Source organism: Zoogloea sp. 1C4 (assembly GCF_009469605.1).
In the GTDB taxonomy this organism is placed as follows: domain Bacteria; phylum Pseudomonadota; class Gammaproteobacteria; order Burkholderiales; family Rhodocyclaceae; genus Zoogloea; species Zoogloea oryzae.
Genome location: NZ_SSXU01000016.1, coordinates 53,947 through 78,562, shown reverse-complemented (window position 1 = coordinate 78,562; position 24,616 = coordinate 53,947). Strand labels below are relative to the sequence as shown.

Below are 24,616 nucleotides of genomic sequence, written 5' to 3'. Positions count from 1 at the left end.
CGGGATGCAGCTTACAGCTTGCCGGCCACCCAGCCGACCACCGAATCCAGCGCCGCGGGCAGCGCCGCCGCATCGGTACCGCCGGCCTGGGCCATGTCCGGGCGGCCGCCACCCTTGCCGCCCACCTGTTGGGCCACAAAGTTGACCAGCTCGCCAGCCTTGACCTTGCCGGTGAGATCGGCGGTGACGCCGGCGATCAGGCTCACCTTGCCGTCATTGACGCTGGCCAGCACCACGGCGGCGCTCTTCAGCTTGTCCTTCAGCTTGTCGAGGGTCTCGCGCAGGGTCGCCACGTCGGCGCCTTCCAGCGTCGCGGCGAGCACCTTGGCGCCGGCCACGTCGGCGGCCTGATTGACCAGATCGTCGCCCTGGCTGGCGGCGAGCTTGCTCTTGAGGCGGGCGATTTCTTTCTCCGCCGCGTGCAGCTTCGCCTTGAGCTTCGCAGCTTGCTCGGTAGCGGTAGAGCCCGCGACAGATGCAAAACCAAGCTCAAAAGACAGGTTTTCGTAATCATCAAACACGCGCTGAACGAGGCCGACGGCCACATCGCCGCACACCGCCTCGATCCGCCGCACGCCGGCAGCCACACCGCCTTCGAGGGTGATCTTGAACAGGCCGATGTCGCCGGTGCGGGCCACGTGGGTGCCGCCGCAGAGTTCCTTCGACGAGCCGATGGTGAGCACGCGCACCTCATCGCCGTACTTCTCGCCGAAGAGCATCATCGCGCCGGTCTTCTGGGCGGATTCGATGTCCATCACGCTGGCGTCGGTGGCGGCGTTGGCGATGATCTCGTCGTTCGCGATGCGCTCGATGCGGGCGATCTCTTTGGCCGTCACCGGCTGGGTGTGGGCGAAGTCGAAACGGGTCTTGTCGGGGTCGACCTGCGAGCCCTTCTGCTGGACGTGCTCGCCGAGCACTTCGCGCAGGGCCTTGTGCAGCAGGTGGGTGGCGGAGTGGTGACGGGCGGTGCGGGCGCGGGCCTGCAGATCCACCTTGGCGGTCACGCCGTTGCCCACAGTGAGCTTGCCGGTGGTGACCACGCCATGATGGCCAAACACGGTGGCCTGGATCTTCTGGGTGTCTTCCACCGCGAAGATGCCGTGCACCGAGCGCAGCTCGCCCCGGTCGCCCACCTGGCCGCCGGATTCGGCGTAGAACGGGGTGTCTTCCAGCACCACCACGCCCATGTCGCCTTCGGCGAGTTCATTGACGGGCACGCCATCCTTGTAGAGCGCCAGGATGTTGCCCTTGTGCTCCAGAGTGTCGTAGCCGTGGAAGGTGGTGGCCGGGCCGTCGTACTCGAGGTTGGCGGCCATCTTGAACTTGCCGGCGGCGCGGGCCTGTTCCTTCTGCCGGGCCATGGCGGCGTCGAAGGCGGCGCCGTCGACGGTCACGTTGCGCTCGCGGCACACGTCGGCGGTGAGGTCGAGCGGGAAGCCGAAGGTGTCGTGGAGCTTGAAGGCGGTCTCGCCGTTGAACACGGATCCACTGGGCGACCACACTCGAACGTCGAATCTCCCCGGCAATTCAGCTTCAAGCCAACGCTTTACCTCAACCGCATCAAGCGCATCTTTATCGCTCAGACGCACAAACACAACCGAGTCGAAACGAGACCCTTTGGCATGACTATCCTCAGGGCGCAACTTCATCAGCCCCAGCAGAGAGTTCTTGATCGACTCGAAGCTCTTATTAAAACGCCCCAAATCGAAGAAGTCATAGCGCTGGAAGCTCCCGGCAGTTTCACGAAGTGAAAATAACCAATGCTCACCAACATTCTCGACGGGTGTCTTGAGCGGACCCACAACAAGACCACCTGCGCCTTGTTGCTCCAACTCTTGAACGAGGAGGTCCACTCCAATGGCCTTCTCCAATATTTCCATGCCTTGCTCGATGGTGGCGAAGAAGCGGTCTTCCTCTTGCTTGAGGATGTCGGTGACGCGCTGCTGGCCGGCCTTGAGTTCGGGGTAGGCCTCGCCCATCTCGGCCACCAGATCCGGCACCATCTTGTGGAAGAAGGCGGCGCGGGCGCCCAGCTTGTAGCCGTGGCGGATGGCGCGGCGGATGATGCGGCGCAGCACGTAGCCGCGGCCTTCGTTGCCGGGGATCACGCCGTCGGCGATCAGGAAGGAACAGGCGCGGATGTGGTCAGCCAGCACCTTGAGGGACGGGCTGTCCATGTCGGCGTCGGAGGTCTCACGGGCGGCAGCCTTGATGAGCACCTGGAACAGGTCGATCTCGTAGTTGGCATGCACGTGCTGGAGCACGGCCGAGATGCGCTCGAGGCCCATGCCGGTGTCCACTGACGGCTTGGGCAGCGGATGCATCACGCCGGCCTCGTCGCGGTTGAACTGCATGAACACGTTGTTCCAGATCTCGATGAAGCGGTCGCCGTCTTCTTCGGGGGAACCCGGGGGGCCGCCCCAGATGTGCTCGCCGTGGTCGTAGAAGATTTCGGTGCACGGGCCGCAGGGACCGGTATCGCCCATCATCCAGAAGTTGTCGGAGGCGTAGCGGGCGCCCTTGTTGTCGCCGATGCGGATGACGCGCTCCGCCGGCACGCCGATCTCCTTGGTCCAGATGTCGTAGGCCTCGTCGTCCTCGGCATACACGGTGACGGTGAGCTTGTCCTTGGGCAGCTTGAAGACGACCGTGAGCAGTTCCCACGCGTAGTGGATCGCGTCGCGCTTGAAGTAGTCCCCGAAGCTGAAGTTGCCCAGCATCTCGAAGAAGGTGTGGTGGCGGGCGGTGTAGCCGACGTTTTCCAGGTCGTTGTGCTTGCCGCCGGCACGCACGCATTTCTGCGAGGTGGTGGCGCGGGTGTAGGGGCGCTTGTCGAAGCCGAGGAAGACGTCCTTGAACTGGTTCATGCCCGCGTTGGTGAACAGCAGGGTCGGGTCCTCGTGGGGCACCAGCGAACTGGAGGCCACGATCTGGTGGCCCTTGGAGGCGAAGAATTCGAGGAACTTCTGGCGGATTTCGGCGCTTTTCATCGGCGTGGGGTCTCCGGGTGGCGTCGCGGGCGACGGTCGGGGGAACGCAAGTTTCAAAGCCTGAAATTGTAGCATCCAACCCTGCCGGCCCCTGATGGCTATAATCCGCCGTTCAATAACAGACAAACACCTTGAACGAGGGAGACAGCAATGGGCCACCGACTTTCCAAGATCTACACCCGAACCGGCGACGCCGGCACCACCGGCCTGGGCAACGGCAACCGGGTTTCCAAGAACAGCCTGCGCATCCACACCCTGGGCGAGGTGGATGAAGTGAACGCCGCCATCGGCATCCTGCTGTGCGAGGAGCTGCCCGATGACGTGCGCGGCCTGCTCACCAACGTGCAGCACGACCTGTTCGATCTGGGCGGCGAGGTGTGCATCCCGGGCATGGAGATGATCACCGCCAAGCAGGTCCAGTACCTGGAAGACGAGCTGGATCGCTTCAACGACGACCTGGAACCGCTGAAGGACTTCATCCTGCCCGGCGGCACCCGTGCCGCGGCGCTGTCCCACCAGGCGCGCACCATCTGCCGGCGCGCGGAGCGGATGATTGTTGCGCTCGGCCAGGAAGAGGCGGTGAATGACGCGCCGCGCCAGTACCTCAACCGCCTGTCGGACCTGCTCTTCGTGCTCGGCCGCGTGCTCAACCGCGCCGGCGGCCGCGGCGACGTGCTGTGGCAGAAGCGCAAGAACGCCTGATCGGCGCTCCGCTGCAAACAAAAACGGCTGCCGATCGGGGCAGCCGTTTTTTGTTTACCAGTCGACCTTGTCGACCTGACCGAGCGATCGCCCGAGGAAGCGCTCGCCGATGGTCTGGAAGCGCAGCGGGATGTCCGTGACGGTGTAGCGGTAGGTGGAGAGGGATTCGCCGTCGTTGGAGATGCCAAGTTCGGCAAGCTTCTGGGCGGCCTGCTCGGCGACGGTGATCGCCGAATCCACCAGCCGCACATTGGGGCCGACCACATCCTGCAGCAGCGGCTTGATGAGCGGGTAGTGGGTGCAGCCGAGCACCAGCGTATCGACGTTTTCCACCAGCACCGGGCGCAGGTATTCCTGGGCGGTGAGGCGGGTCACCTCGTGCTCCAGCCAGCCTTCCTCGACCAGCGGCACGAACAGCGGGCAGGCCTGGGAATACACCCTCACGTTCGGATCAAGGGCGTGCATCCGGCGGGCATAGGCGTTGCTGTTGATGGTGGTGGGGGTGCCGATCACGCCGATGGCACGGGAGGTGGATTCGGCCACCGCGGCCCGGGCGCCAGCCTCGATCACGTCCAGCACCGGGATGCTGCCGGCCTTCTCCTTGACCACATGGGCCGCCACCGCCGCCATGGTGTTGCAGGCGATGATGAGCATCTTCACGCCCTGGTCGAGGAGGTAATCGGTGATCTGGCCGGTGAAGTGCTCGATGGTCGCCACCGACTTGACGCCGTAGGGCACCCGGGCGGTATCGCCGAAATAGACGATGTTCTCGAGCGGAAGGCGCTCCATCAGCGCGCGCACGACGGTGAGACCGCCTACGCCGGAGTCGAAGACCCCGATCGGCAGCTTGCCAATATCAGACATGATCGGAAGGGAAAACGGGGAAGCCGGATTCTACGCCACTCGGCGCAGCAGCGCGGGGCTAGTAGCCGAGACGGGCGACCAGCTCTTCTTCTTCCTCGGCGCTGAGGGCGAACTTGTAGGCGGACTTTTCGTCCGGCAGTTCACGCCATTTGCCGCCGATCTCGTTCAGGCGCCGCTCGATCTTGGCGCAGGAGATGTGCATCAGGATGGCGGGCGCATTGACGCGTTCGCAGGTGCGTTCGGCACCAATCTGCTCAAACTCGAGCAAGCGCTCGTAGAAGGCCCGGTGACGCGGATTGATCTCGATGAGGATGTCGGTGCAGCCCTTCACGCGGTGGGCGTAGATATAGAGCAGGTGCACCAGCGAAATGATGAGGCGCTTGGAACGCGCCGACGGGTCGATCGCAAAACGCCCGAACTCGCACAGCTTGGCGCCCTGGGAGCGCAGGCGGGCGGCTTCGGCGCCGTAGGTGGCATCGAGGGCGAGACCGGCGGGGGAATCGACGTTCACCGTCACCGTGGCGTAAACGCGGCCGAAGAGCTCGGCGTTCATGGTGAGCTGGTTGGGTTCGTCCGCCACGCCCACCTGACCATAGCCGCGCCAGGCGTAGCGCTTCTGGATCAGCAGGTCCGTCTCCCGGCGCCGTTCGCCGTCCCGCATCAGCATCTTGATGCGGAACTTGTCCTGCCGCTCGCTGGCGGCATTGACAGTCGGTCCATCCTCCGCGATGCACAGCGGATCGAACCTCCACGACTCCATGGCGGTCACTTCAGCCAGAGTCTGTGGCGCGCGCGCGTCTTCGGCAGGTTTGGGAGAGGGTTTTCGAAACATCGCCGCGTACTATACCGTGCCTAAGGCACCTGGAACACCGTGTCTTAGTAGCGCCCATGTGACATGCTCCCTGACGATCGCCGAAGAATCGTCCTGTCGCGCCTTGAGCGCGGCGATAAGTCCTGGCGTTGCGGTGCTGTTCCCCATCGCAACCGCAATATTGCGCAACCAGCGCTCGTGGCCGATCCGGTAAATCGGACTGCCGGCCAGGCGCTCGGCGAACTGTTTTTCGTCCCAACCGAAGAGCTCCACCAGCGTCGCCGAGTCGAGCCCGTGACGAGGAACGAAGTCGGCCTCGGTGGTCGGGCGGGCGAAGCGGTTCCAGGGGCAAACCAGCTGACAGTCATCGCACCCGTAGATTCGGTTGCCGATCAAACTGCGGAGCGCCTCCGGGATGCTTCCGTGCAGTTCGATGGTGAGGTACGAAATACAGCGCCGGGCGTCCACCTTGTAGGGCGCGACGATCGCCCCGGTCGGGCAGGCCGAGATGCACGCCGAGCAGGTGCCACAATGGCCTTCCACCGACCCATCCACCGGAAGCGGCAGGTCGATGTAGATCTCGCCAAGAAAGAAGAACGATCCCGCCTCCCGCGACAGCAGCAGGCTGTGTTTGCCACGCCAGCCGAGCCCTGCCTTGCCGGCCAGGGCCACCTCCATCACCGGCGCCGAATCCACGAACACCCGATGGGCGTTGGGCGCTTCTGCGGTGATGCGGTCGGCGAGCCGCTGCAGGCGGGCGCGCAGCACCTTGTGGTAATCGCGCCCGAGGGCGTAGCGTGAAATGTAGGCCTTGCCCGGCTGGTCGAGCACCGCCTCGGCGGCAGCGGCGTCGGGCAGGTAGGACATGCGCGCCGAGATCACCCGGCAGGTGCCCGGCAGCAGTTCGGCCGGACGGGAGCGCTTCGTCCCGTGTTTCTCCATATAATCCATCTGCCCGTGAAAGCCGGCGGCCAGCCAGGCCGCGAGGCCGCTTTCCGCTTCGGCCAGCCCGGTGTCGGAAATACCCACCGCGTCGAACCCGAGCTCCCGCCCCCACGCCTTGATGCGTGCCGCGAGACCTGCCAGATCCCCATGCCCACCAGGAAGAATGTCGTGCTCCACGCTCATCACGAACATGATAACGACCCGTCGCCCAGCCTGCACCTGCCGGACGAAAGCGCGACGCTTGCAGCCGGCGAACGCCTGGCCGGCGCCCTGCCCTCACGGCTGACCATCTACCTGCGTGGCGACCTGGGCGCGGGCAAGACAACCCTCACCCGTGGCCTGCTGCGGGGGCTGGGATTCACCGGAAAAGTCAAAAGTCCAACGTATACCTTGGTCGAACCTTATAAAGATTCTAGAATAACCGTATATCACTTTGATTTTTATCGCTTCACCCATGCAGATGAGTTTCTTGAAGCCGGCCTGGACGAGTATTTCGAGGGCGACGGCATCCGTCTCGTCGAGTGGCCTGACCGCGCCCACCCCTATCTCTGCGCGGCAGATCTCGAAGTCGAACTGCAGCTTGCAGCAGACGGCGGGCGCCAGCTTGCGCTGCGCGCGCTGAGCACGGAGGGTCGCAGATGTCTCGAAAAATTCGTCGCCACGCCGGCAAGCCCATCGCAGAACCCGTCGGCCTGCTGAGCCGCCGGCGCTTCATCGGTTCGACCAGCGCGGCACTCCTGCTGCTGGTGAGCCGCAGCGGCCAGGCCGCCCAGACTTCCGTGCTGGCCGTGCGCGTGTGGCCCGCCAAGGATTACACCCGGATCACCCTCGAAAGCCGCGAACCCCTGGTGTTCACCCACCAGTCGGTGCACAACCCGGAACGCCTGGTGGTCGACCTGGAAGGCGTCGAGCTGAACGAAGTGCTCCAGTCGCTGCCCACCAAGATCACCGGTCAGGATCCGTACATCCAGCTCATCCGCGCCGGGCGCAACCGCCCGGGCGTGGTCCGGCTGGTCATCGAGCTCAAGGCCGAGGTCAGCCCGCAGGTGTTCACCCTGCGTCCGGTCGGCGAGTACGGCCACCGGCTGGTGCTGGATCTCTACCCCACCGAGCCAGTCGATCCGCTCCTCGCCCTGCTCGAGAAGATCTCTCCGGAAGAGGCCGCCGCCGGTGGCGCCACGCCGCCCCATCGCAACGACGACAAACCCCGCAAGACCGCCGAAGCGCCCCGTGGCAAGCCCGCCGAGCCCCCGCCGCGCCGTGAGGCGCCGCCGGCCGAAGAGCCTCGCCGCGCGGACGACGACGACACCGTCAGCCGCCTGATCACCGTCGCCATCGACCCTGGCCACGGCGGCGAAGACCCGGGCGCGGTAGGCGCAGCCGGCAGCTTTGAAAAGCACGTCACCCTGGCCGTCGCCCGCCGCCTGAAGGCGCGCATCGACGCCCAGCCCAACATGCGGGCGATGCTCACCCGCGATGCTGATTACTTCGTGCCGCTGCAACAGCGCGTGGCCAAGGCTCGCCGGGTGCAGGCCGACCTGTTCGTATCAATCCACGCCGATGCCTTCATCAGCCCGACGGCGCGGGGCAGCTCGGTGTTCGTACTGTCCGAGAAAGGCGCATCGAGCACTGCCGCCCGCCTGCTGGCCCAGAAGGAAAACGCGGCCGACCTGATCGGCGGGGTGAACATCGGGGTGAAGGACAGCCACCTGGCGCGCACCCTCCTCGATCTGTCGCAGACCGCGGCGATCAACGACAGCCTGAAGGTGGGCAAGGCGGTGCTGGGCGAGCTGGGCAACATCAATCGCCTGCACAAGGGCGAGGTCGAACAAGCCAGCTTTGCGGTGCTGAAGGCGCCGGACATCCCGTCCATCCTGGTCGAGACGGCCTTCATCTCGAATCCGGAAGAAGAAGCCCGCCTGAACGACGAGGCCTACCAGGAGCGCATGGCCGAAGCCATCGTGCGCGGCCTGCGGCGTTACTTCGCGCGCAACCCGCCGATGGCCAAATCCAAGCTGGCGCGGCTCGACTGAATCCGCGCCGTCCGCAGGGTCAGCGGATGCAGACCTTGCGGACCTGCTTGAGGTCGGTGAGCCCGGCCATCACCTTTTCGATGCCGTCCTGACGCAGGGTACGCATCCCCTCTTCCAGCGCCACCGACAGCAGGTTGGCGACCCGCGCGCGCTCCTGGATGAGTTCCTTCACCCGGTCGGTGCCGATCATCAGTTCGTGCAGGCCGAGCCGGCCGCGATAGCCGCCGGTGCAGCTGTCGCACCCCACCGGCGCGTAGAGCGTGAAGCGGCCATCCTTGTCGCCGTAGCGCTCGCGCCAGCCCTTCAGCACGGCTTCGCGCGCCTTGTCCGGGTCTTCCTTGAAGATAGGGGTGTTGTGCAGGTCCTCGCAGTATTCGTCGAGGAGGTGACGGATCTCGCCTTCGTCCGGGTGGTAGGCCTTCTTGCACTTGCTGCACAGGCGCTTGGCCAGCCGCTGGGCCAGCACGCCGAGCAGCGCGTCGGCAAAGTTGAACGGGTCCATCCCCATGTCGAGCAGACGCACGATGGATTCGGGCGCGCTGTTGGTGTGCAGGGTGCTGAACACCAGGTGGCCGGTGAGCGAGGCTTCGAGGCCGATCGACACGGTTTCCTTGTCGCGCATTTCGCCGACCATGATCACGTCCGGATCAGCCCGCAGGAAGGAGCGCATCACGGTGGGGAAATCCAGCCCGGCCTTGCGGTTGACCTGCACCTGGCGCAGGCCCTTCTGGGTGATTTCGACCGGATCCTCGGCGGTCCAGATCTTGGTGTCCGGGGTGTTGATCGAACCCAGGATGGAGTGCAGCGTGGTTGTCTTGCCCGAGCCGGTCGGGCCGCACACGAAGAAGATGCCGTAGGGCTTGGCGATGGTCTGCTTGAGGCGCTGGAAGTTGTTCTCGAGCAGCCCGAGCTGCTCGAGGGGCAGCGGCTCGCTGTTGGCGAGCAGACGCATCACCACGTCTTCCATGCCGCCGGTGGTGGGCACCGTGGCAACCCGCAGCTCGATGTCCAGCGGGCCGAAGCGGCGGAACTTGATCTTGCCATCCTGGGGCTTGCGCCGCTCCGAGATGTCGAGATCGCACATGATCTTGATGCGGGTGACGATCGGGCTGCGGTAGCTGGACGGCACTTCGATGTAGGGCACCAGCGAGCCGTCCTTGCGGAAGCGGATCTGGGTCTTCTCCTTGCCGGGGCGCGGTTCGATGTGGATGTCGGAGGCGCCCTGCCGGTGGGCGTCGATGATGATCCGATTGACCAGCTTGACGAGCTCGTTGTCGGCGGCGGCGGAGACATCTTCGGCCGTCGAGATGCCGTCACCGTCGTCGTCGTAGAGATCGGACAGCAGCTCGGTGACCGACGAGTCATCGTTGGAGGCGCCGAAGAATTGCTCGACGGTCTGGAGGAACTCGACGTGGGTGGTGACCAGATAGACCGGATGGGCCTTGGGGAAGACGTTCTGCACCATCCGCGAGGCAATGGCCTGCTCGGGGTCGGTAACGAGGATCAACATGCCTTCGGGGTTTTCCTCGAGGGGCACCCACTGGGCCTGCTGGATGTAATCGCGCTTCAGGTTGCGCAGCAGATCGAGCGGCTTGACCCGGTCCGGCCGGAAAGGCTCGTAGGGCACGCCGAAGAAGCGCGAGATCGCACCGCCAATGTCCGCCGGCTTGAGGTGGTAGTCGGCAATCAGCAGCTCTTCAAGGAGCACGCCGCGCTCGCGGGCGGCGCTGGTGGCGGCCTCAAGCTCGGCGGCGGTGAGCTTGGCGTCATTCACCAGTCCCTCGTACTTCGACTTGGGCTGGATCAGGGAATGGCGGCGCTGGGCAAAGGCGATCGCCAGCGTCTGCCCGAGGCCCTGAATGCCCTCCTCGGCAATCGCCGAAAACACCTCGCTGTTACGACTGTTGATGAGCTGGATGACCCCCAGCACCTCGCCGTCGTCCGGGTTGGCGATGGGCGCCACGAGCATCTGGTGGCAGCGGTAGCCGGTGCGCTCATCCACCTCGCGGCGGAACTCCATCCGCGCGGAGATCTTCTTCAGCTCCCGCTCGTCGTAGGCGTCGTGGATGTTGAGCATCTGGCCGGTGAGGGCCACGTAGCCCGCCACGCTGTTCTCGGCGATGGGCAGGCGGATGGTGCGGATGCTGTGCAGGCCGGTCTTGACCCGCGACGAGATGGTCGTCCGGCTTTCGTCGACCACGTAGATCGTCAGCCGGTCGGCGGCGAACAACGCGCAGATGTCGGCCGACAGCTCGAAGATGATCTCGTCGATGTTCTCCGTTGCGTGCACGCGGTTGGTCACCGCCTGCAGGCCCTTGAAAAAGGCCAGCCGGCTTGCGACGTCGCCCGCGATGCCGCGCGGGGCAGGTGTGCTGCTAGTGGATTTCGTCATATCTGGAAACACGAACCGATCGAGGTTGCCGCCCATGCGTGGATGCCGGTACTACGGCGCACAGGCGCGTCAACTTTAGCCCGAATGAATGGCTAGATGATGAACTCGAGTCCGTTGTAGAGCGCCTTTGGCTGAAAACGCCCGCGATAGTTGCCGATCTCGTCGACGGTGATCTGGGCCCGACTCGGCTTGAGGTGCGTAATCCACACCTCCGGCGAAACCTTGATCCGGTCGAGGAACAGCGCCAGCAGACTCGGGCACAAGTGCCGCGAGGCAATGGCCAGATCGTGGAGGGCGTCGGGAAACGCCGTCTCGACCAGCAGGTAGCGCAGATCGGGAATGTCGTTGATGGCGGCGATCAGCGGCTCGGAATACGTGGTGTCGCCCGAGAACACCAGACTGCCGGTATCGCAGGACACCTGATAGGCCACCGCCGGTACCGTGTGCAGCGCCGGCAGCGCGGTCATCCTGCGGCCGCCGCCGATGTTGGCGCTCTCGCCGATGTGCATTTCCTGAAATCGCAGGAACGGGTTGCCCCGATCCGGGATCGACGAGAAATCGGGCCAGATCAACCAGTTGAAGATGTGCGAACGCAGGATGCGGAGGGTTTCAGGCGAGCCATGCACGACGATCGGCATCGAACGGGCTTCGCCCACCGTATCGACCAGCAGCGGGATCATCGCGATGTGATCCAGGTGCGCATGGGTGACGAAGACGTGGTCAATGCGCAGCAACTCGTCGAACTCGAGATCACCGACCCCGGTTCCCGCATCGATGAGGACATCATCGTCCACGAGCAGGGCCGTCGTGCGCTGATCGCGCCCGCCGATACCGCCACTGCACCCCAGAACCCGCACCTTCATCTTATTCTCGTGGAACTCCGCAAGTGCGGTTGTTGGTCTGCCAAATGCAACCGACACGAATCGGATGCCAGCGCATCAGAATACGATTCCGTCAGGACATCGGCCGCCAGAAAAATCACGTTCGTCCCTCGTGCAGCTTACTGGGACGTCGCCTGCGAGAAAAACTCCATCTTCACGCCCGCGATTTCGATGATGTCGTGGTCGCTCAGACGATGGGCCTGGGCATCCAGGGAGCGCCCATTGACCACAGGAAACACCGTGCCTTCGACGTGGGTGATGAAGTAGCCGTGGGGCCGCCGGGTGATCACCGCCACCTGCAGCCCGGGCTTGCCGAGCGTGGTGAGCGACTTGGAAAGCTCGAGCGTGCGGCCCGCATGGGCGCCGCTGAGGATCTGGATCATGCCGAGGGCGGCCACCGGCGGCGGGGCCGAAGCACCCGTCGATGTGACGATCGCCGCGGCTTCCGCGCCCGACAGGCCGCTGTCCGTTTCGACCGCAACCTGGGCGAAGGACATGGCTTCGTCCTGCTCGGACGGCGAACCACCGCCATCGGACAGATACTTGAGGCGATACTTCCCCAGTTCGATCACATCATTGTTCTTCAGAACATGCTTCTTGACCGGCTGACCGTTCACGTAGGTGCCGTTCGTGCTGTTCATGTCCTCGAGGAAGGCATCGTTCAGGATGGTCACGATCGCAGCGTGGTCGCCACTGATCGCCAGATTGTCGATCTGGATATCGTTGTGCGGCTTGCGACCAATGGTGGTGCGCTCCTTCTCGAGCACCATCTCCTTCAGCACCAGACCATCCATGCTCAATATCAACCTGGGCATCACTCTTCCTATCTCAATCCAGCTTAATCAAGCTCGGCTCCGAGCCGTCCTGACTCGCACGACGACACAATGACAGCCGATATATTATCCATCCCGCCCCGATCGTTTGCCAGATCAACCAGATGCGCTGCAGCCAGCTGGGGGTTTCCCCCCAGCGCGCCGAGCACGTGGGCAATATCGGCATCGGGAAGCATCTCTGTAAGCCCATCCGAGCAAAGAAGATAGACGTCCCCCGGCAAAAGCGTGGAAATTGTCACATCCGGAACCACATTCGCCGAGACGCCCACCGCCCGGGTAAGCAGCCCCTTCAAGCCGATCGGGGCGCTTGACTCGGATTCAATCATGCCCGCCTCCCACTGCTCCCGCAACACGCTGTGGTCACGGGTGAGGCAGGTCAGCACATCGCCACGCAGGCGATAGAGCCGGGAATCGCCCACATTGCAGGCGACCAGCATCCCGTCGCGACGGAAGCACCCGGCAACGAGGGTCGTGCCCATTCCGCGGAGGGCCGGATCACCCGAGGCGGCCGAGAACACGGCGCGATTGGCATCGGCCACGGCCACCAGCAGATCCCGCTCCACGACCGGTTCGTCACCACACGCAGCGATCCGCTCGACCCACGCATCGACCGCGAGCCGCGCCGCAACACCGCCGCCCGCATGGCCGCCCATGCCATCGGCCAGGGCGACAATGCCCCGATGCTCGTCACAGAAGACGTAGTCTTCGTTGCGTGCGCGGACCTGCCCGACATGGGACTCGAGGGCCATCCGCCATTGAGGACTCGAATCGCTCATCGCGGCGACGCCGGCGGAAAGACGCCCGCCAGGAGAAAGTGTTCAGGAAACCGGCACATCGCGTCGATTACGTGATCGGAATAATGAAGGGGCGCTCGGATTCTAGCGCCACCGGCACGGTGCGCGAGAACGCAGGACAAAATAAAAACCGCGCCCGGGCGGTGAAGCCTCGGGCGCGGTTCTTGTAAGGCACAGGCCGGGTTACAGCATGGCCTTCAGCAGCTTGCCCATCTCGGACGGGTTGCGCGTCACCTTGAAGCCGCACTCTTCCATGATGGCGAGCTTGGCATCAGCGGTGTCGGCGCCGCCGGAGATCAGTGCGCCAGCATGGCCCATGCGCTTGCCCGCGGGGGCAGTCACACCGGCGATGAAGCCGACGATCGGCTTCTTCATGTTGGCCTTGCACCACATGGCGGCTTCAGCTTCGTCCGGACCGCCGATTTCGCCGATCATGATGACGGCGTCGGTGTCGGGATCGTCGTTGAACATGCGCATCACGTCGATGTGCTTCAGACCGTTGATCGGGTCACCACCGATACCGACGGCGGAAGACTGGCCCAGACCGATTTCGGTCAGCTGGGCAACAGCTTCGTAGGTCAGGGTGCCGGAGCGGGAAACCACGCCGATGCGACCCTTGCGGTGGATGTGGCCCGGCATGATGCCGATCTTGATTTCATCGGGGGTGATGAGACCCGGGCAGTTCGGACCCAGCAGCAGGGTCTTCTTGCCGCCGGCGGCTTCCTTGGCCTTCATCTTGTTGCGCACTTCCAGCATGTCCCGGACGGGGATGCCTTCGGTGATGCAGATGGCCAGGTCGAGGTCGGCTTCAACGGCTTCCCAGATGGCGGCAGCGGCGCCAGCGGGCGGCACGTAGATCACGGAGACGGTGGCACCGGTTTCAGCGGCAGCTTCCTTGACGGAACCGTAGATGGGCACGTCGAGGATCTTCTCGCCAGCCTTCTTCGGGTTCACGCCGGCGACGAAGCAGTTCTTGCCGTTCGCGTACTCGATGCACTTCTCGGTATGGAACTGACCGGTCTTGCCGGTGATGCCCTGGGTGATGACCTTGGTGTCTTTGTTGATCAGAATGGACATTCGGAATCTCCTTACTTGACCGCGTCGACGATCTTCTGGGCCGCTTCGGCCATGGTGTCGGCAGCGATGATCGGGAGACCCGAATCACGCAGGATCTGCTTGCCGATGTCTTCGTTGGTGCCCTTCATGCGGACGACCAGCGGAACCGACAGGTGCACTTCACGGGCAGCGGTGACCACGCCGGTGGCGATGGTGTCGCAGCGCATGATGCCGCCGAAGATGTTGACGAGAATGCCCTTGACCTTGGGGTTCTTGAGCATGATCTTGAAGGCTTCGGTCACCTTCTCGGTGGTGGCGCCGCCGCCCACGTCGAGGAAGTTGGCCGGCTCGGCACCGAACAGCTTGATGGTGTCCATGGTAGCCATCGCCAGACCGGCACCGTTCACCAGACAGCCGATGTTGCCGTCCAGGGAGATGTAGGCCAGATCAAACTTCGAGGCTTCGATTTCGTCCGCGTCTTCTTCGTCCAGGTCGCGCATCGCGACGATTTCCTGCTGGCGATAGAGGGCGTTGGAGTCGAAGTTGAACTTGGCGTCGAGCGCCTTGACGGTGCCGTCGCCTTCGTGGATCAGCGGGTTGATTTCCGCCAGCGAAGCGTCGGTTTCCATGTAGCAGGTGTACAGCTTCTTGAGCGTGTCGACACACTGCGGGATGGAGGCCTCGTTCATGCCCATGCCCTTGGCCAGGGTGAGCGCCTGCTCGTCGGTCAGGCCGACCAGCGGGTTGATGAAGACCTTGACGATCTTTTCCGGGGTCTTGTGAGCAACTTCCTCGATGTCCATACCGCCTTCGTACGAAGCCATCATGGCAACGGACTGGGTGGCACGGTCGGTCAGCGCGGCGACGTAGTACTCGTGCTTGATGTCGGCACCTTCCTCGATCAGCAGGTTACGCACCTTCTGGCCTTCGGGGCCGGTCTGGTGGGTGATGAGCTGCATGCCGAGGATCTGGCTGGCGTACTGACGCACTTCGTCAAGAGACTTGGCGACTTTCACGCCACCGCCCTTGCCGCGTCCGCCGGCGTGGATCTGGGCCTTCACGACCCAAACCTTGCCACCCAGGGTTTCCGCTGCCTTGACCGCGTCGTCGACGGTCGTGCAGTGGATACCGCGCGGAACCGTGACGCCGAACTTCTTCAGGATTTGCTTGCCCTGATATTCATGAATTTTCATGGTTGCCCTTCGATCGAAGTCTTGGCCTGAAAAGGCCGCTTACGCTTGGTTGATGGGACTCTTCGGAGTGCTGACGCACCCCGCGATACCTGCGCCGTTCTCCCTCGTCCAACGCAGACACCGCTTTTCCCTCTCGCGCGTCAGGCCAGCTGGCCCGGCCACTCGAAAGGCGATCCAGCCCCGGGGGCAGACGACGTTTGCCGCAGGCGCCCCGGATTACGGATCAATTGATTATATACGAAACCAGCGGCGCGACCGATTTCACGCTGCAGCGCAACTGCGGTTTTCCCGACCCCTAGCCAGCATCGCCGCCGCGATACCAGCGGGGGTAGTAGCGCAGCACGGTGTCGGTGGTGGTTTCGAGGGCGTGACAGCGATCGAGCTGAAAGGGCTTTTCGACCTCCTCGTCGTTGTCGCGACGGAAGGTGGCGAAGGTCTGGATGGCGGCGGTGGGCAGCGACAGGAGCAGCTCGGTGAGGTGGGAGCAGCCGCGGACGTCGGCGAACATCTCGCCCACCGTGCGCCGGAAACCCTGCACCAGATTGAGCCCGATCAGCTGGCGGTAGGCGGGGCCGATGGTGTCGCAGGCGCCGGGGTATGGCACCCAGTCGGAGCACGCTTGCACATCGACGATGTTGAACTGGGGGTCGATGGTCACGCGGATGAACAGGTCGTGGACGGGGTCGCCACGCTTGCGGAGGCCCGACGACAAAGGGTAATCAATATCCTTCAGATCGGTGAGGCGGGCATCCAGATCGAACAGGCCGTCGTCGCGCACGAATCCCTCGACATCGATGCGTCGATGGTGGGCCCGGGTACGCGGCGATTTCGGGTCAGGCAGGGGCATGGCAATAAAAAAGCAGAAAAGGCTAAAAAACTCGTAAAAAATGCCGTTCGGGGTACCACACGTCACAATTGAGCCCCCCGACAGGCCGACAACGGCCCGCTACGGCCGACAAACTTCTTTAGAATACTGTAGCTTTGGCGAAGGTGCCTGCTCTGCGCGCACCACCGCTCAACCCACCAGGCTTCTGCTTGCCGGACCACGACCAACGTTTTGATGAACAGCGCGCGCAAGTCACTATCCCTGCTCGTAGCAACCCTCATTCCCCTAGGTGCTCCAACAGCAGGAGCGGTCGGACTTGGGGATCTGGTCACCCGGTCCGCGCTGGGAGAGCCGCTGCGGGCCGAAGTCCGTCTGGTGCGTGCAGCCGGTGAGGAATTCGACGCCACCTGCTTCAAGCGGGTCGGCAACAACGCCGGCAACGACGACATCCCCTGGATCTACGACGCGCGCGTGCGCCTTTCCGGCGACCGCCTGATCGTCACCACCCGCGATCCGGTGAATCATCCGATCGCGATGCTCGGCCTGCTGGTCAATTGCGGTGGCGATGTCCGCCGCGACTACCCGATCTTGCTTCAGCCGCCGGTCCTGCGCGTCGGTGCCGGCACGTCGCCCAACCTGCCGGTTGCCGCGCCGGTCGAAGACATCGCCCCGCGCCCGCCCGTCCAGGCCAGACCGCCCCGCCCGCCGCGTGCGGCAGTTGCCCCTGCTGCCGAAGGCACCGGCCCGGCCCGCGGCAGCCAGCCCGCCGACGCGACCGCCCCCGTAACGAAGACGCCCAAGGCATCCCGGCGCGAAGCCGCCGCGGCCCGCCGCACCGAACCGCCCCGCCACGACCGCCTGATCCTGGGCAGCGGCGCCGAGGCCGGCCTCGTGCCGCTGCGCATGAGCCTCGCCCTGCTCAACCCGCCCTCAGAAGACGAATCGGACGGCGCCCGCCAGCAGCTACGCCAGGAGCAGCGCACCCTCACCGAGATCGACGACCGGATCGCCGCGCAGCTCGAGGTCAACGAGAAGATCAAGCGCCTGGAGGAATACCAGGCGATGCTGAAGGAAAAGGTCGCCCAGCTCGACGGCGCCCCGCCTGCGGCCCATGCCGCAGTGGCGGCTCCGACGCCCGCGCCTGCAGCCCCGGCTCCTGCGCCGGCCCAGCCGGCCACCGGCGGCCTCCCGCCCGACATCGCCGAACAGCTTCACGTGTGGGGCGCGCCTGTGGGCGGCCTGATCGCGGTGCTGGCAGGCGGAGGAGCGCTTATCTGGCTGCGCCGTCGCCGCAACGCCGAGGCCTACGAGGAAGATACCGGCGAGCCCACCACCCAGCCCGATTTCCGCATCAGCGCGCCGCCCTCCACCCGCAGCCAGCAGATCGAGAAGAAGAACGCCCCGCTGCCCCCCGAGCGGGACGAGCCGCAGATCCACCATGCCGACCACTCCGAACCCCCTCCGGTGGTCGATCACGGCGGCGAATGGGCCGAGCCCACCTTCGCCCCGGCGCATCCGATCCCCTTCGACCAGACGGTGGACGAACAGGATTCGGCGCTGGAGCTCGCCGAGATCATGATGTCCTTCGGCCGCACCCAGGGCGCCGCCGAAACCCTCGCCGACTACATCCGCAACAACCCGCGCCAGGCCGTCAAGCCGTGGCTGAAGCTCCTCGAGGTGTATTACGTGGCCGGCATGCGGGCCGAATTCGAAGTCCTCACCCGCCAGCTCAACAAGACCTTCAACGTCAAGATGGTGAGCTGGAACGACTTCAAGGACATCCGCTCCACCCCGGACACCGTCGAGCAGATGGCCCACATCTGCCAGCGCCTGCAGGACCTGTGGGGCACGCAAGAGGCCCAGATCTACATCCACCAGATCCTGCGCGACAACCGCAACGGCACCCGCCAGGGCTTTCCCCTCAGGGTGGTCGAGGAGCTCCTGCTGCTGCTCGCCATCCTCGACGACGAGCTCGGCCCCTACAAGCCGCCGGTCGAGCCGACCCTCGAGGCGATGGAGCCCGCCCCGCCGCCGACCCTCTCCGCCTTCGACGTGTAACCCACCCCGGCCGTCAGACCGGGTTGTCCACCTCCACAAACTCCGCCTCGATCCCGAACGCCGCGGCCAGATGCGCCCCCAGGGCCTTCACACCGTAGCGCTCGCTGGCGTGGTGGCCGATGCCCAGGTAGGCCACGCCGGATTCCCGCGCCAGATGGGTGGTCGGCTCCGAGGCCTCGCCCGACACGAAGCAATCCACCCCCTGGGCGATCGCCTGCTCGAAGTAGCCCTGGGCGCCGCCCGTGCACCACGCGATCCGCTCGATCCGCCGCCCCGGGTCGCCCAGCATCAGCGGCTCGCGCCCCAGCCGGGCCGCCGCGCCGCGGGCCAGGGCGTCGAGGGACTCGCCCTCGGCAAGCCGCCCCGTCCAGCCGATGTCCTGCTCACCGAAGCGCCCTTCCGGCAGCCAACCCATCAGCCGGGCGAGCTGGGCGTTGTTGCCGAGCTCGGGGTGGGCATCCAGCGGCAGGTGATAGGCGAACAGGTTGATGTCGTTGGCAATCAGCGTACCCAACCGCCGCCGGCGCAGCCCGGTGATGCAGCCGTCCTCGCCGCGCCAGAAATAGCCGTGATGGACCAGCACCGCATCGGCACCCCGCGCCACCGCCGCGTCAAGCAGGGCCTGGCTCGCGGTCACCCCGCAGACGATCCGCGAGACCTGTGCCCGACCTTCCACCTGCAGGCCGTTTGGGCAATAATCCTTGAAGCGTGCGACATCCAGCAGGGTGTCGAGATAGCGCTGCAGTTCGGCTCGTTCCATGGCCGTCATTCCTTTTTCAAGCATTCCGCAATTTGAAGGCGCCCGCTGGCGCCGGTGGCCGATTCTACGATGCATCGCCTTTGGATGATCTTCGCCCAAGCCGTCACCATCTCGGTGGCGCTGCTTTTCGTCGTCAGCACCCTCAAGCCGGAGTGGGTCAGCGACCGCCCTGCCCTGCCCGCCATCACCATCCAGGAAGCCATCGCGCCGGCCACAGCGCCCGCTGGGCGCACCACCACCTCCTACGCCGACGCCGCCCAGCGGGCCCTGCCGGCGGTGGTGCACATCTTCACCAGCAAGGACGTGAAGAGCCAGCGCCACCCCTTTGCCGACGACCCCCTGTTCCGCCACTTCTTCGGCGACCGCCTCGACAACCGCCCCCAGCAGCGCGCCTCCGGCCTCGGCTCCGGCGTCATCGTCTCGCCCGAAGGCTATGTGCTCACCAACAACCACGTGGTCGAGGCCGCCGACGAGATCGAAGTGGCCCTCAACGACGGCCGCAAGCTGCCCGCCCGCATCGTCGGCCGCGACCCGGAATCCGATCTCGCGGTGCTGCAGGTCAAGGCCGACAGCAAGCTCAACGCGATCACCTTCGGCCACCCGGAACAGCTCCACGTGGGCGACGTGGTGCTCGCCATCGGCAACCCCTTCGGCGTCGGCCAGACGGTGACGATGGGCATCGTCTCGGCCCTGGGGCGCACCCACCTGGGCATCAACACCTTTGAAGACTTCATCCAGACCGACGCCGCCATCAACCCCGGCAACTCCGGCGGCGCGCTGGTGGATGCCGCCGGCAACCTGATCGGCATCAACTCGGCGATCTACTCGCGCACCGGTGGCTCGCTGGGCATCGGCTTTGCCATCCCCGTGTCGCTGGCCCGCAACGTGATGGAGCAGATCATCCAGACCGGCGCCGTCACCCGCGGCTGGATCGGCGTCGAAGTCCAGGCGATCACCCCCGAACTGGCCGACTCCTTCGGCCTGCCCTCGTCCGAAGGCACGCTGATCTCCGGCGTGATGCGCAGCAGCCCGGCCGACCGCTCCGGCGTGCGCCCCGGCGACGTGCTGCTGTCCGTCGATGGCCGCAAGGTGAACGACCCCCAGGCCATGCTCGAAGCCATCGCCGCCCTCCCCCCGGGCCGCCAGGCCGGTTTCGAGCTGCGCCGCGGCAAGGAGAAGCTCGACATCAAGGTCGAAGTCGGCCGCCGCCCGGCGCTCTCTCGCGGCGACTGACGCCGCCCCACACAAGAAAACGCAGCCGGCCGAAAACCGGCTGCGAGCGCTTCCGTGACGGAATAACAACCCGATACAACTCGAATGTTGCAGCGCAGCATCTGCAGCGCTATTCTGCAGCTGTCTCCTCCACCCTCCTCCTTTGGTGTGGATTTAACCCGAGTGGCGCCCCCGCCCTCGGGTTTTTCTTTTGGTGCGCCGTCTGTCGTGCAAACCACCGGCGGGCAAGCTCACGCCGAGCGCTGCGATGCCTTCCGCCAGATCCGGCCACCTGGCTGGTGAACACACGGGCCCGCCACCGACAACGGTGACGGGCCCGCAAGCCTCAAAGGGCAGCATCCGGCAGGGTCGTTGATGGCCTTAGCGCCCCCGCCCGCTGCCGACTCAACCGAGCCCGTCGCGCAGGCGCACCATCTCCGCCAGGTTGCGGCGCACGCCTTCCAGCTGGCGCTCCACCAGGGCGCGCACCGAAGCCGGCATCGGCTTGCCGAGCGCATCCCGGAAGGTCTGCAGCGCCTCATCCTCCGCCGCGACGCACGCGTCCAGCACGATCTTGTCGTCCTCGGAGCTGAAAACCGTCTTCAGGCTGGTCCAGCCACGCATGAGCGCGCCCTGCACCGAACCATGCTCTGCCGGACGTCCGCCGAGCCGTTCGATCTCGTTGTCGAGTTCGATGACTGCCGATGCGCAATCGCCAGCGCGACGCTGCATCACCGCCGAAATCGCCGGCATCTTCGCGTGCGCCGCCGCATGACGGAAACCTTCTTCCCCGTCGCGGCTCATCACCAGCAGGGTGTTGAGGGTATCGATCAGCTCGTCGGGGTCGACGGGCTCCCCTTCGACGGCACGCGCGGTGCGGCGCGACGCAGCCCGCTCCCAGGCAGCCTGCACGGCCGGACGTGCGTCGTCCCACGCCATGTTGCGGCCCGGCGAGCGCAGCCAGTCTTCGGCGAGGCGGGATTCAGCCTCCACATACGTGCCGGGGTAGCGCTCCACCCCCAGCCAGCCATGCTCGAAAGCAGGGCGGTAGTATTCATAGGGCGTGCCCGGGCGATAGTAAGGCTCCCGAACGTGGGCGTCGGCCCAATACACATCGTCATCGGCCGCAGGCCCGATCGTATCGACCAGCGCCTTGCCGCCGGCAGCGCCGGCCACGGCGCCGATCACCCCGCCAACCGCCGCACCCACCGGGCCCGCCGTTGCCGCGCCAACCGCCACGCCGGTGGCAACGCCCGAGGCAGCCCCGCCCACCAGGCCGATCTTGGTTGCAGTGGATTTGTCGTCAGCGCTTGGCGCCATCGGCGTCGTGACCTTGCCGTCAACCGGATGGGGCAGATGCTGGGTTTCGATCATTCTCTGGTTCATGGCTGTCTCCTTATCGGGTAGTGAACACGGAGTCATCTTCCCGCGTCCCGAGGAGCATCTCGATCAGCCACTGGCGCAAGCACCTGTCGGCCGGGGCCGACATCCCCGTAGGACTACCCACCCACGCAACCGGCCGCCCTGTGAAAACGGTTACACGGGGACACACGAATATTGTTGCAGCGCAGCACTTCCTCATCTATATTTGAATCGTCTCCTCCACCCTCCTCCTTTGGTGTGGATTTAACCCGAGTGGCACCCCCGCCCTCGGGTTTTTCTTTTGGTGCGCCGCCTCCGGCGCAAACCGCCGGCCGGCAGGCCCCGCCGCCGGTGTATCCTCACCCCGGATGAATAGCGCAAAGAGGGCGCCCATGAGCGAGGCGAGGGGTGAGGCGAGGAGCGAGGTGAAGGTCTTCCTATCCACCGTCAGCGCGGAGTTCTGCAGCTACCGCGACGCGCTGCGCCATCACCTCGACCGCCCCAACGTCACGGTCAAGGTTCAGGAAAACTTCATCCCCACCGGCACCGAAACGCTGGACATGCTCGACCAGTACATCCGCCAGTGCGACGTGGTGATCCATCTGGTGGGCGACATGACCGGCGCGATGGCCCAGGCGCCCTCCGTCGCGGCGATCCGCAGCGCCCACCCCAACTTCGCCGACAAGCTGCCGGTCGCTGCCTTCCTCGAAGCCGACGGCCCACCGCTGCCCTACACCCAATGGGAAGCCTGGCTGGCCCTCCACCACGGCAAGCGCCTCATCATCGCCGAGCCCGAACCCGACGCCCCCCGCGACCCCGACTACGCCCCGACGCCCGAACAGATCGCCGCCCAGCAGACCCACCTCGCCCGGCTGGCCAGCGTCGAACGCTTCCCCGGCATCCGCTTCCGCAACCCCGATCACCTGGCCGCCGAAGTGTGGCGCTCGGGGCTGCTCGATCTCCTCGTCGCCGCCGGGCTGATCACCCGACGGGTGCATCTGCCCCAGGCCAGCCTCGGCCCGCTGTTCATCGGGCGCGACGGGCTGCTCGACCGGCTCGCCGACTTGCTCGGCACTCCGCCTCAGGCCAAGGAAAACCCCGCCACCTGCGTCGCCCTCAGCGGCCTGGGCGGCGTCGGCAAGACCCGGCTGGCGCTGGAATACGCCTGGCGCCGGGGCGGCGGCTACCACGCCCTATTCCTGATCGGCGCCGACAGCCCCCAGGCCATCGACCGCAACCTGGCCGCCCTGTGCGGCCCCGTGCTGCTCAACCTGCCCGAAAAAGATCAGCCCGACGAAAGCCGCCAGAAAGACGCCGCCCTCGCCTGGCTCAACCACCACCCCGGCTGGCTGCTGATCCTCGACAACGCCGACGACGAAGCCGCCGCCCAGGCCGTCGAAGCCCTGTGCCCGCGCCTTTCCGGCGGCCACCTGCTGATCACCAGCCGCCTGCCCAACTGGAGCGCCGCGATCCAGCCCGTGGCGGTGGACGTCCTCGCCCCCGCCGCCGCGGCCGATTTCCTGCTCCGGCGCACCGCCGGCCGCCGCGCCGTGCAGCCCGACGACCCGGCCCGCGCCGCCACCCTCGCCCACGAGCTGGGCTACCTCGCCCTGGCGCTGGAACAAGCCGGCGCCTACATCGCCAAACTGCGCCTCGGCTTCGCCCAGTACCTCGACCAGTGGCGAAGCCGCCAGGCCACGGTGCTCGGCTGGTACGACCCGCGCCTGATGCAATACCCCAGGAGCGTCGCCATCACCTGGCAGACCAGCTTCGACCAGCTTCAGCCCGCCGCCCGCCGGCTGCTGCAGCGCCTCGCCTGGCTCGCCCCGGCCCCCATCCCCACCAGCCTGCTGGACGTGCCCATCCCCGGCGAGGACGCCCACCTGCGCGACGCCCTGGCCGAGCTGGAAGCCCTGTCCCTGGCGAGCTGGTCCGACGACGGCACGGCCTTCGCTGTGCATCGCCTCGTCCAGGCCGTCACCCGCCACGGGCAGGCCGACGACACCGAAAAGCCCGCGCTTGGCGAGGCGCTGGGCTGGATCGACGACGCCTTCGTCGGCGATCCGGAGGACGTGTGCAACTGGCCCGTTATTTACCCTCTCGCCCCCCACGCCCAGGCCGCCGCCATCCATGCGGCGGACAGCAGGCTCGACGGCCCCAGTGCCCGGCTGTTGAATCAGGTCGGCCTATTGCTACTGGCAGTAGCCCGCTCCGCCGAAGCCGAACCGCTGATCCGCCGGGCGCTGGAGATCAATGAAGCCCGCTTCGGTAAGGATCACCCCAACGTCGCCCGCGATCTCAACAGTCTGGCCCGAGTACTGCAGGACACCAATCGCCTCACCGAAGCCAAACCGCTGATGTGCCGCGCGTTGCTGATCGTTGAAGCCCGCTTCGGCAAGGATCACCCCGAAGTCGCCATCCAGCTCAACAACCTTGCCGGACTGCTGCAAGCCGCCAACCGCTTTACCGAAGCCGAACTGCTGTTGCGCCGGGCGCTGAAAATCGATGAAGCCAGCTTCCACATAGATCCCCCAAAGGTCGCCATCCGGCTCAACAGCCTGGCCCGACTGCTGTACGTCACCAACCGCCTCACGGAAGCTGAGCCGCTGATTCGCCGGGCGCTGGAAATCGATGAAACCAGCTCAGGCAAGGATGATCCCAAGGTCGCCCGCGACCTCAACAACCTGGCCCAGCTGCTGAGGGCCACCCACCGCCTCGCCGATGCCGAACCACTGATGCGCCGCGCCCTGACGATCTTGCTCAAGAGCCTCGGCGCTGACCACCCAAACAGCCGGCTTGTCACCGACAACTACATCGACCTTCTGCAGGCTCTTGGTAAGACCTACACCGAAATCGCTGAATTCTTTCCCAGCCTGCTCGACTGACCCACCCCGTCACACGCCC

Annotated in this window: 19 protein-coding genes; 6 read left to right on the top strand and 13 right to left on the bottom strand. The window is 65.5% G+C overall.

The genetic code is table 11. The features are described 5' to 3' along the window. Positions 1-11 precede the first annotated feature (11 nt). A complete protein-coding gene (gene alaS, locus GH681_RS17185; protein WP_153162763.1) occupies positions 12-2,990 on the bottom strand; it encodes an alanine--tRNA ligase in 2,979 nt (992 codons plus the stop codon). A gap of 150 nt (positions 2,991-3,140) precedes the next feature. Here alaS and GH681_RS17180 point away from each other — a divergent pair, with 150 nt between their 5' ends. Next, a complete protein-coding gene (locus tag GH681_RS17180) occupies positions 3,141-3,692 on the top strand; it encodes a cob(I)yrinic acid a,c-diamide adenosyltransferase (protein ID WP_153162762.1) in 552 nt (183 codons plus the stop codon). A 54-nt stretch (positions 3,693-3,746) separates the two neighbouring features. Here the strand turns inward: GH681_RS17180 and murI are convergent, their stop codons facing one another. The 3 genes from murI to queG form a co-directional block, all read right to left on the bottom strand. Further along, entirely contained in the window at positions 3,747-4,556 is an 810-nt protein-coding gene (murI, locus tag GH681_RS17175; RefSeq protein WP_153162761.1) for a glutamate racemase, read from the bottom strand. Positions 4,557-4,614: 58 nt separating this feature from the next. After that, positions 4,615-5,316, bottom strand: a complete 702-nt coding sequence (locus tag GH681_RS17170; RefSeq protein ID WP_153162760.1) for a long-chain N-acyl amino acid synthase — start codon at positions 5,314-5,316, stop codon at positions 4,615-4,617. Positions 5,317-5,397: 81 nt separating this feature from the next. After that, positions 5,398-6,495: a tRNA epoxyqueuosine(34) reductase QueG gene (queG, locus tag GH681_RS17165; protein WP_153162778.1), complete on the bottom strand. Its 1,098-nt coding sequence runs from the start codon at positions 6,493-6,495 to the stop codon at positions 5,398-5,400. Here queG and tsaE point away from each other — a divergent pair. Together tsaE and GH681_RS17155 are read left to right on the top strand one after the other, a co-directional pair. Then, positions 6,481-7,011, top strand: a complete 531-nt coding sequence (gene tsaE / locus GH681_RS17160) for a tRNA (adenosine(37)-N6)-threonylcarbamoyltransferase complex ATPase subunit type 1 TsaE (protein ID WP_228111954.1) — start codon at positions 6,481-6,483, stop codon at positions 7,009-7,011. The genes queG and tsaE overlap by 15 nt on opposite strands. Then, complete coding sequence (locus GH681_RS17155; RefSeq protein WP_153162758.1) at positions 6,951-8,345, top strand: N-acetylmuramoyl-L-alanine amidase; 1,395 nt, start codon at positions 6,951-6,953, stop codon at positions 8,343-8,345. Before tsaE ends, GH681_RS17155 begins: the two co-directional genes overlap by 61 nt. Before the next feature lie 19 nt (positions 8,346-8,364). On the opposite strand, the gene GH681_RS17150 is transcribed toward GH681_RS17155, so the two are convergent. The 7 genes from GH681_RS17150 to GH681_RS17120 form a co-directional block, all read right to left on the bottom strand. Next, positions 8,365-10,737 carry a GspE/PulE family protein gene (locus GH681_RS17150; protein ID WP_153162757.1) on the bottom strand — a complete coding sequence of 791 codons (2,373 nt, stop codon included), beginning with the start codon at positions 10,735-10,737 and terminating at the stop codon, positions 8,365-8,367. Between the two features lie 92 nt (positions 10,738-10,829). After that, complete coding sequence (locus GH681_RS17145) at positions 10,830-11,600, bottom strand: 3',5'-cyclic-nucleotide phosphodiesterase (protein ID WP_153162756.1); 771 nt, start codon at positions 11,598-11,600, stop codon at positions 10,830-10,832. A gap of 137 nt (positions 11,601-11,737) precedes the next feature. Next, a complete protein-coding gene (locus GH681_RS17140) occupies positions 11,738-12,433 on the bottom strand; it encodes an FHA domain-containing protein (RefSeq protein ID WP_153162755.1) in 696 nt (231 codons plus the stop codon). Positions 12,434-12,456: 23 nt separating this feature from the next. Beyond that, positions 12,457-13,227: a protein phosphatase 2C domain-containing protein gene (locus GH681_RS17135; protein WP_153162754.1), complete on the bottom strand. Its 771-nt coding sequence runs from the start codon at positions 13,225-13,227 to the stop codon at positions 12,457-12,459. Positions 13,228-13,428: 201 nt separating this feature from the next. Continuing rightward, the gene (sucD, locus tag GH681_RS17130) at positions 13,429-14,322 is read right to left on the bottom strand and encodes a succinate--CoA ligase subunit alpha (RefSeq protein WP_153162753.1); all 894 of its coding nucleotides are present in this window, start codon (positions 14,320-14,322) and stop codon (positions 13,429-13,431) included. An 11-nt stretch (positions 14,323-14,333) separates the two neighbouring features. Then, the gene (sucC, locus tag GH681_RS17125; protein ID WP_153162752.1) at positions 14,334-15,494 is read right to left on the bottom strand and encodes an ADP-forming succinate--CoA ligase subunit beta; all 1,161 of its coding nucleotides are present in this window, start codon (positions 15,492-15,494) and stop codon (positions 14,334-14,336) included. A 295-nt stretch (positions 15,495-15,789) separates the two neighbouring features. Then, a complete protein-coding gene (locus tag GH681_RS17120; RefSeq protein ID WP_153162751.1) occupies positions 15,790-16,341 on the bottom strand; it encodes a DUF2889 domain-containing protein in 552 nt (183 codons plus the stop codon). Between the two features lie 354 nt (positions 16,342-16,695). On the opposite strand from GH681_RS17120, the gene GH681_RS17115 reads away from it, so the two are divergent. Beyond that, positions 16,696-18,378, top strand: coding sequence for a FimV family protein (locus GH681_RS17115; RefSeq protein ID WP_153162750.1), 1,683 nt, complete (start codon positions 16,696-16,698; stop codon positions 18,376-18,378). A 13-nt stretch (positions 18,379-18,391) separates the two neighbouring features. Here GH681_RS17115 and GH681_RS17110 read toward each other — a convergent pair whose 3' ends face one another. Continuing rightward, positions 18,392-19,138 carry a Nif3-like dinuclear metal center hexameric protein gene (locus GH681_RS17110; protein ID WP_153162749.1) on the bottom strand — a complete coding sequence of 249 codons (747 nt, stop codon included), beginning with the start codon at positions 19,136-19,138 and terminating at the stop codon, positions 18,392-18,394. Positions 19,139-19,207: 69 nt separating this feature from the next. On the opposite strand from GH681_RS17110, the gene GH681_RS17105 reads away from it, so the two are divergent. Next, complete coding sequence (locus GH681_RS17105) at positions 19,208-20,371, top strand: Do family serine endopeptidase (protein WP_153162748.1); 1,164 nt, start codon at positions 19,208-19,210, stop codon at positions 20,369-20,371. Positions 20,372-20,755: 384 nt separating this feature from the next. On the opposite strand, the gene GH681_RS17100 is transcribed toward GH681_RS17105, so the two are convergent. Continuing rightward, the gene (locus tag GH681_RS17100) at positions 20,756-21,736 is read right to left on the bottom strand and encodes a PA2169 family four-helix-bundle protein (RefSeq protein ID WP_153162747.1); all 981 of its coding nucleotides are present in this window, start codon (positions 21,734-21,736) and stop codon (positions 20,756-20,758) included. Between the two features lie 368 nt (positions 21,737-22,104). Here GH681_RS17100 and GH681_RS17095 point away from each other — a divergent pair, with 368 nt between their 5' ends. Then, on the top strand, positions 22,105-24,597 hold the full coding sequence (locus GH681_RS17095; RefSeq protein ID WP_228111953.1) for a tetratricopeptide repeat protein: 2,493 nt from the start codon (positions 22,105-22,107) through the stop codon (positions 24,595-24,597). Positions 24,598-24,616: the final 19 nt, after the last annotated feature.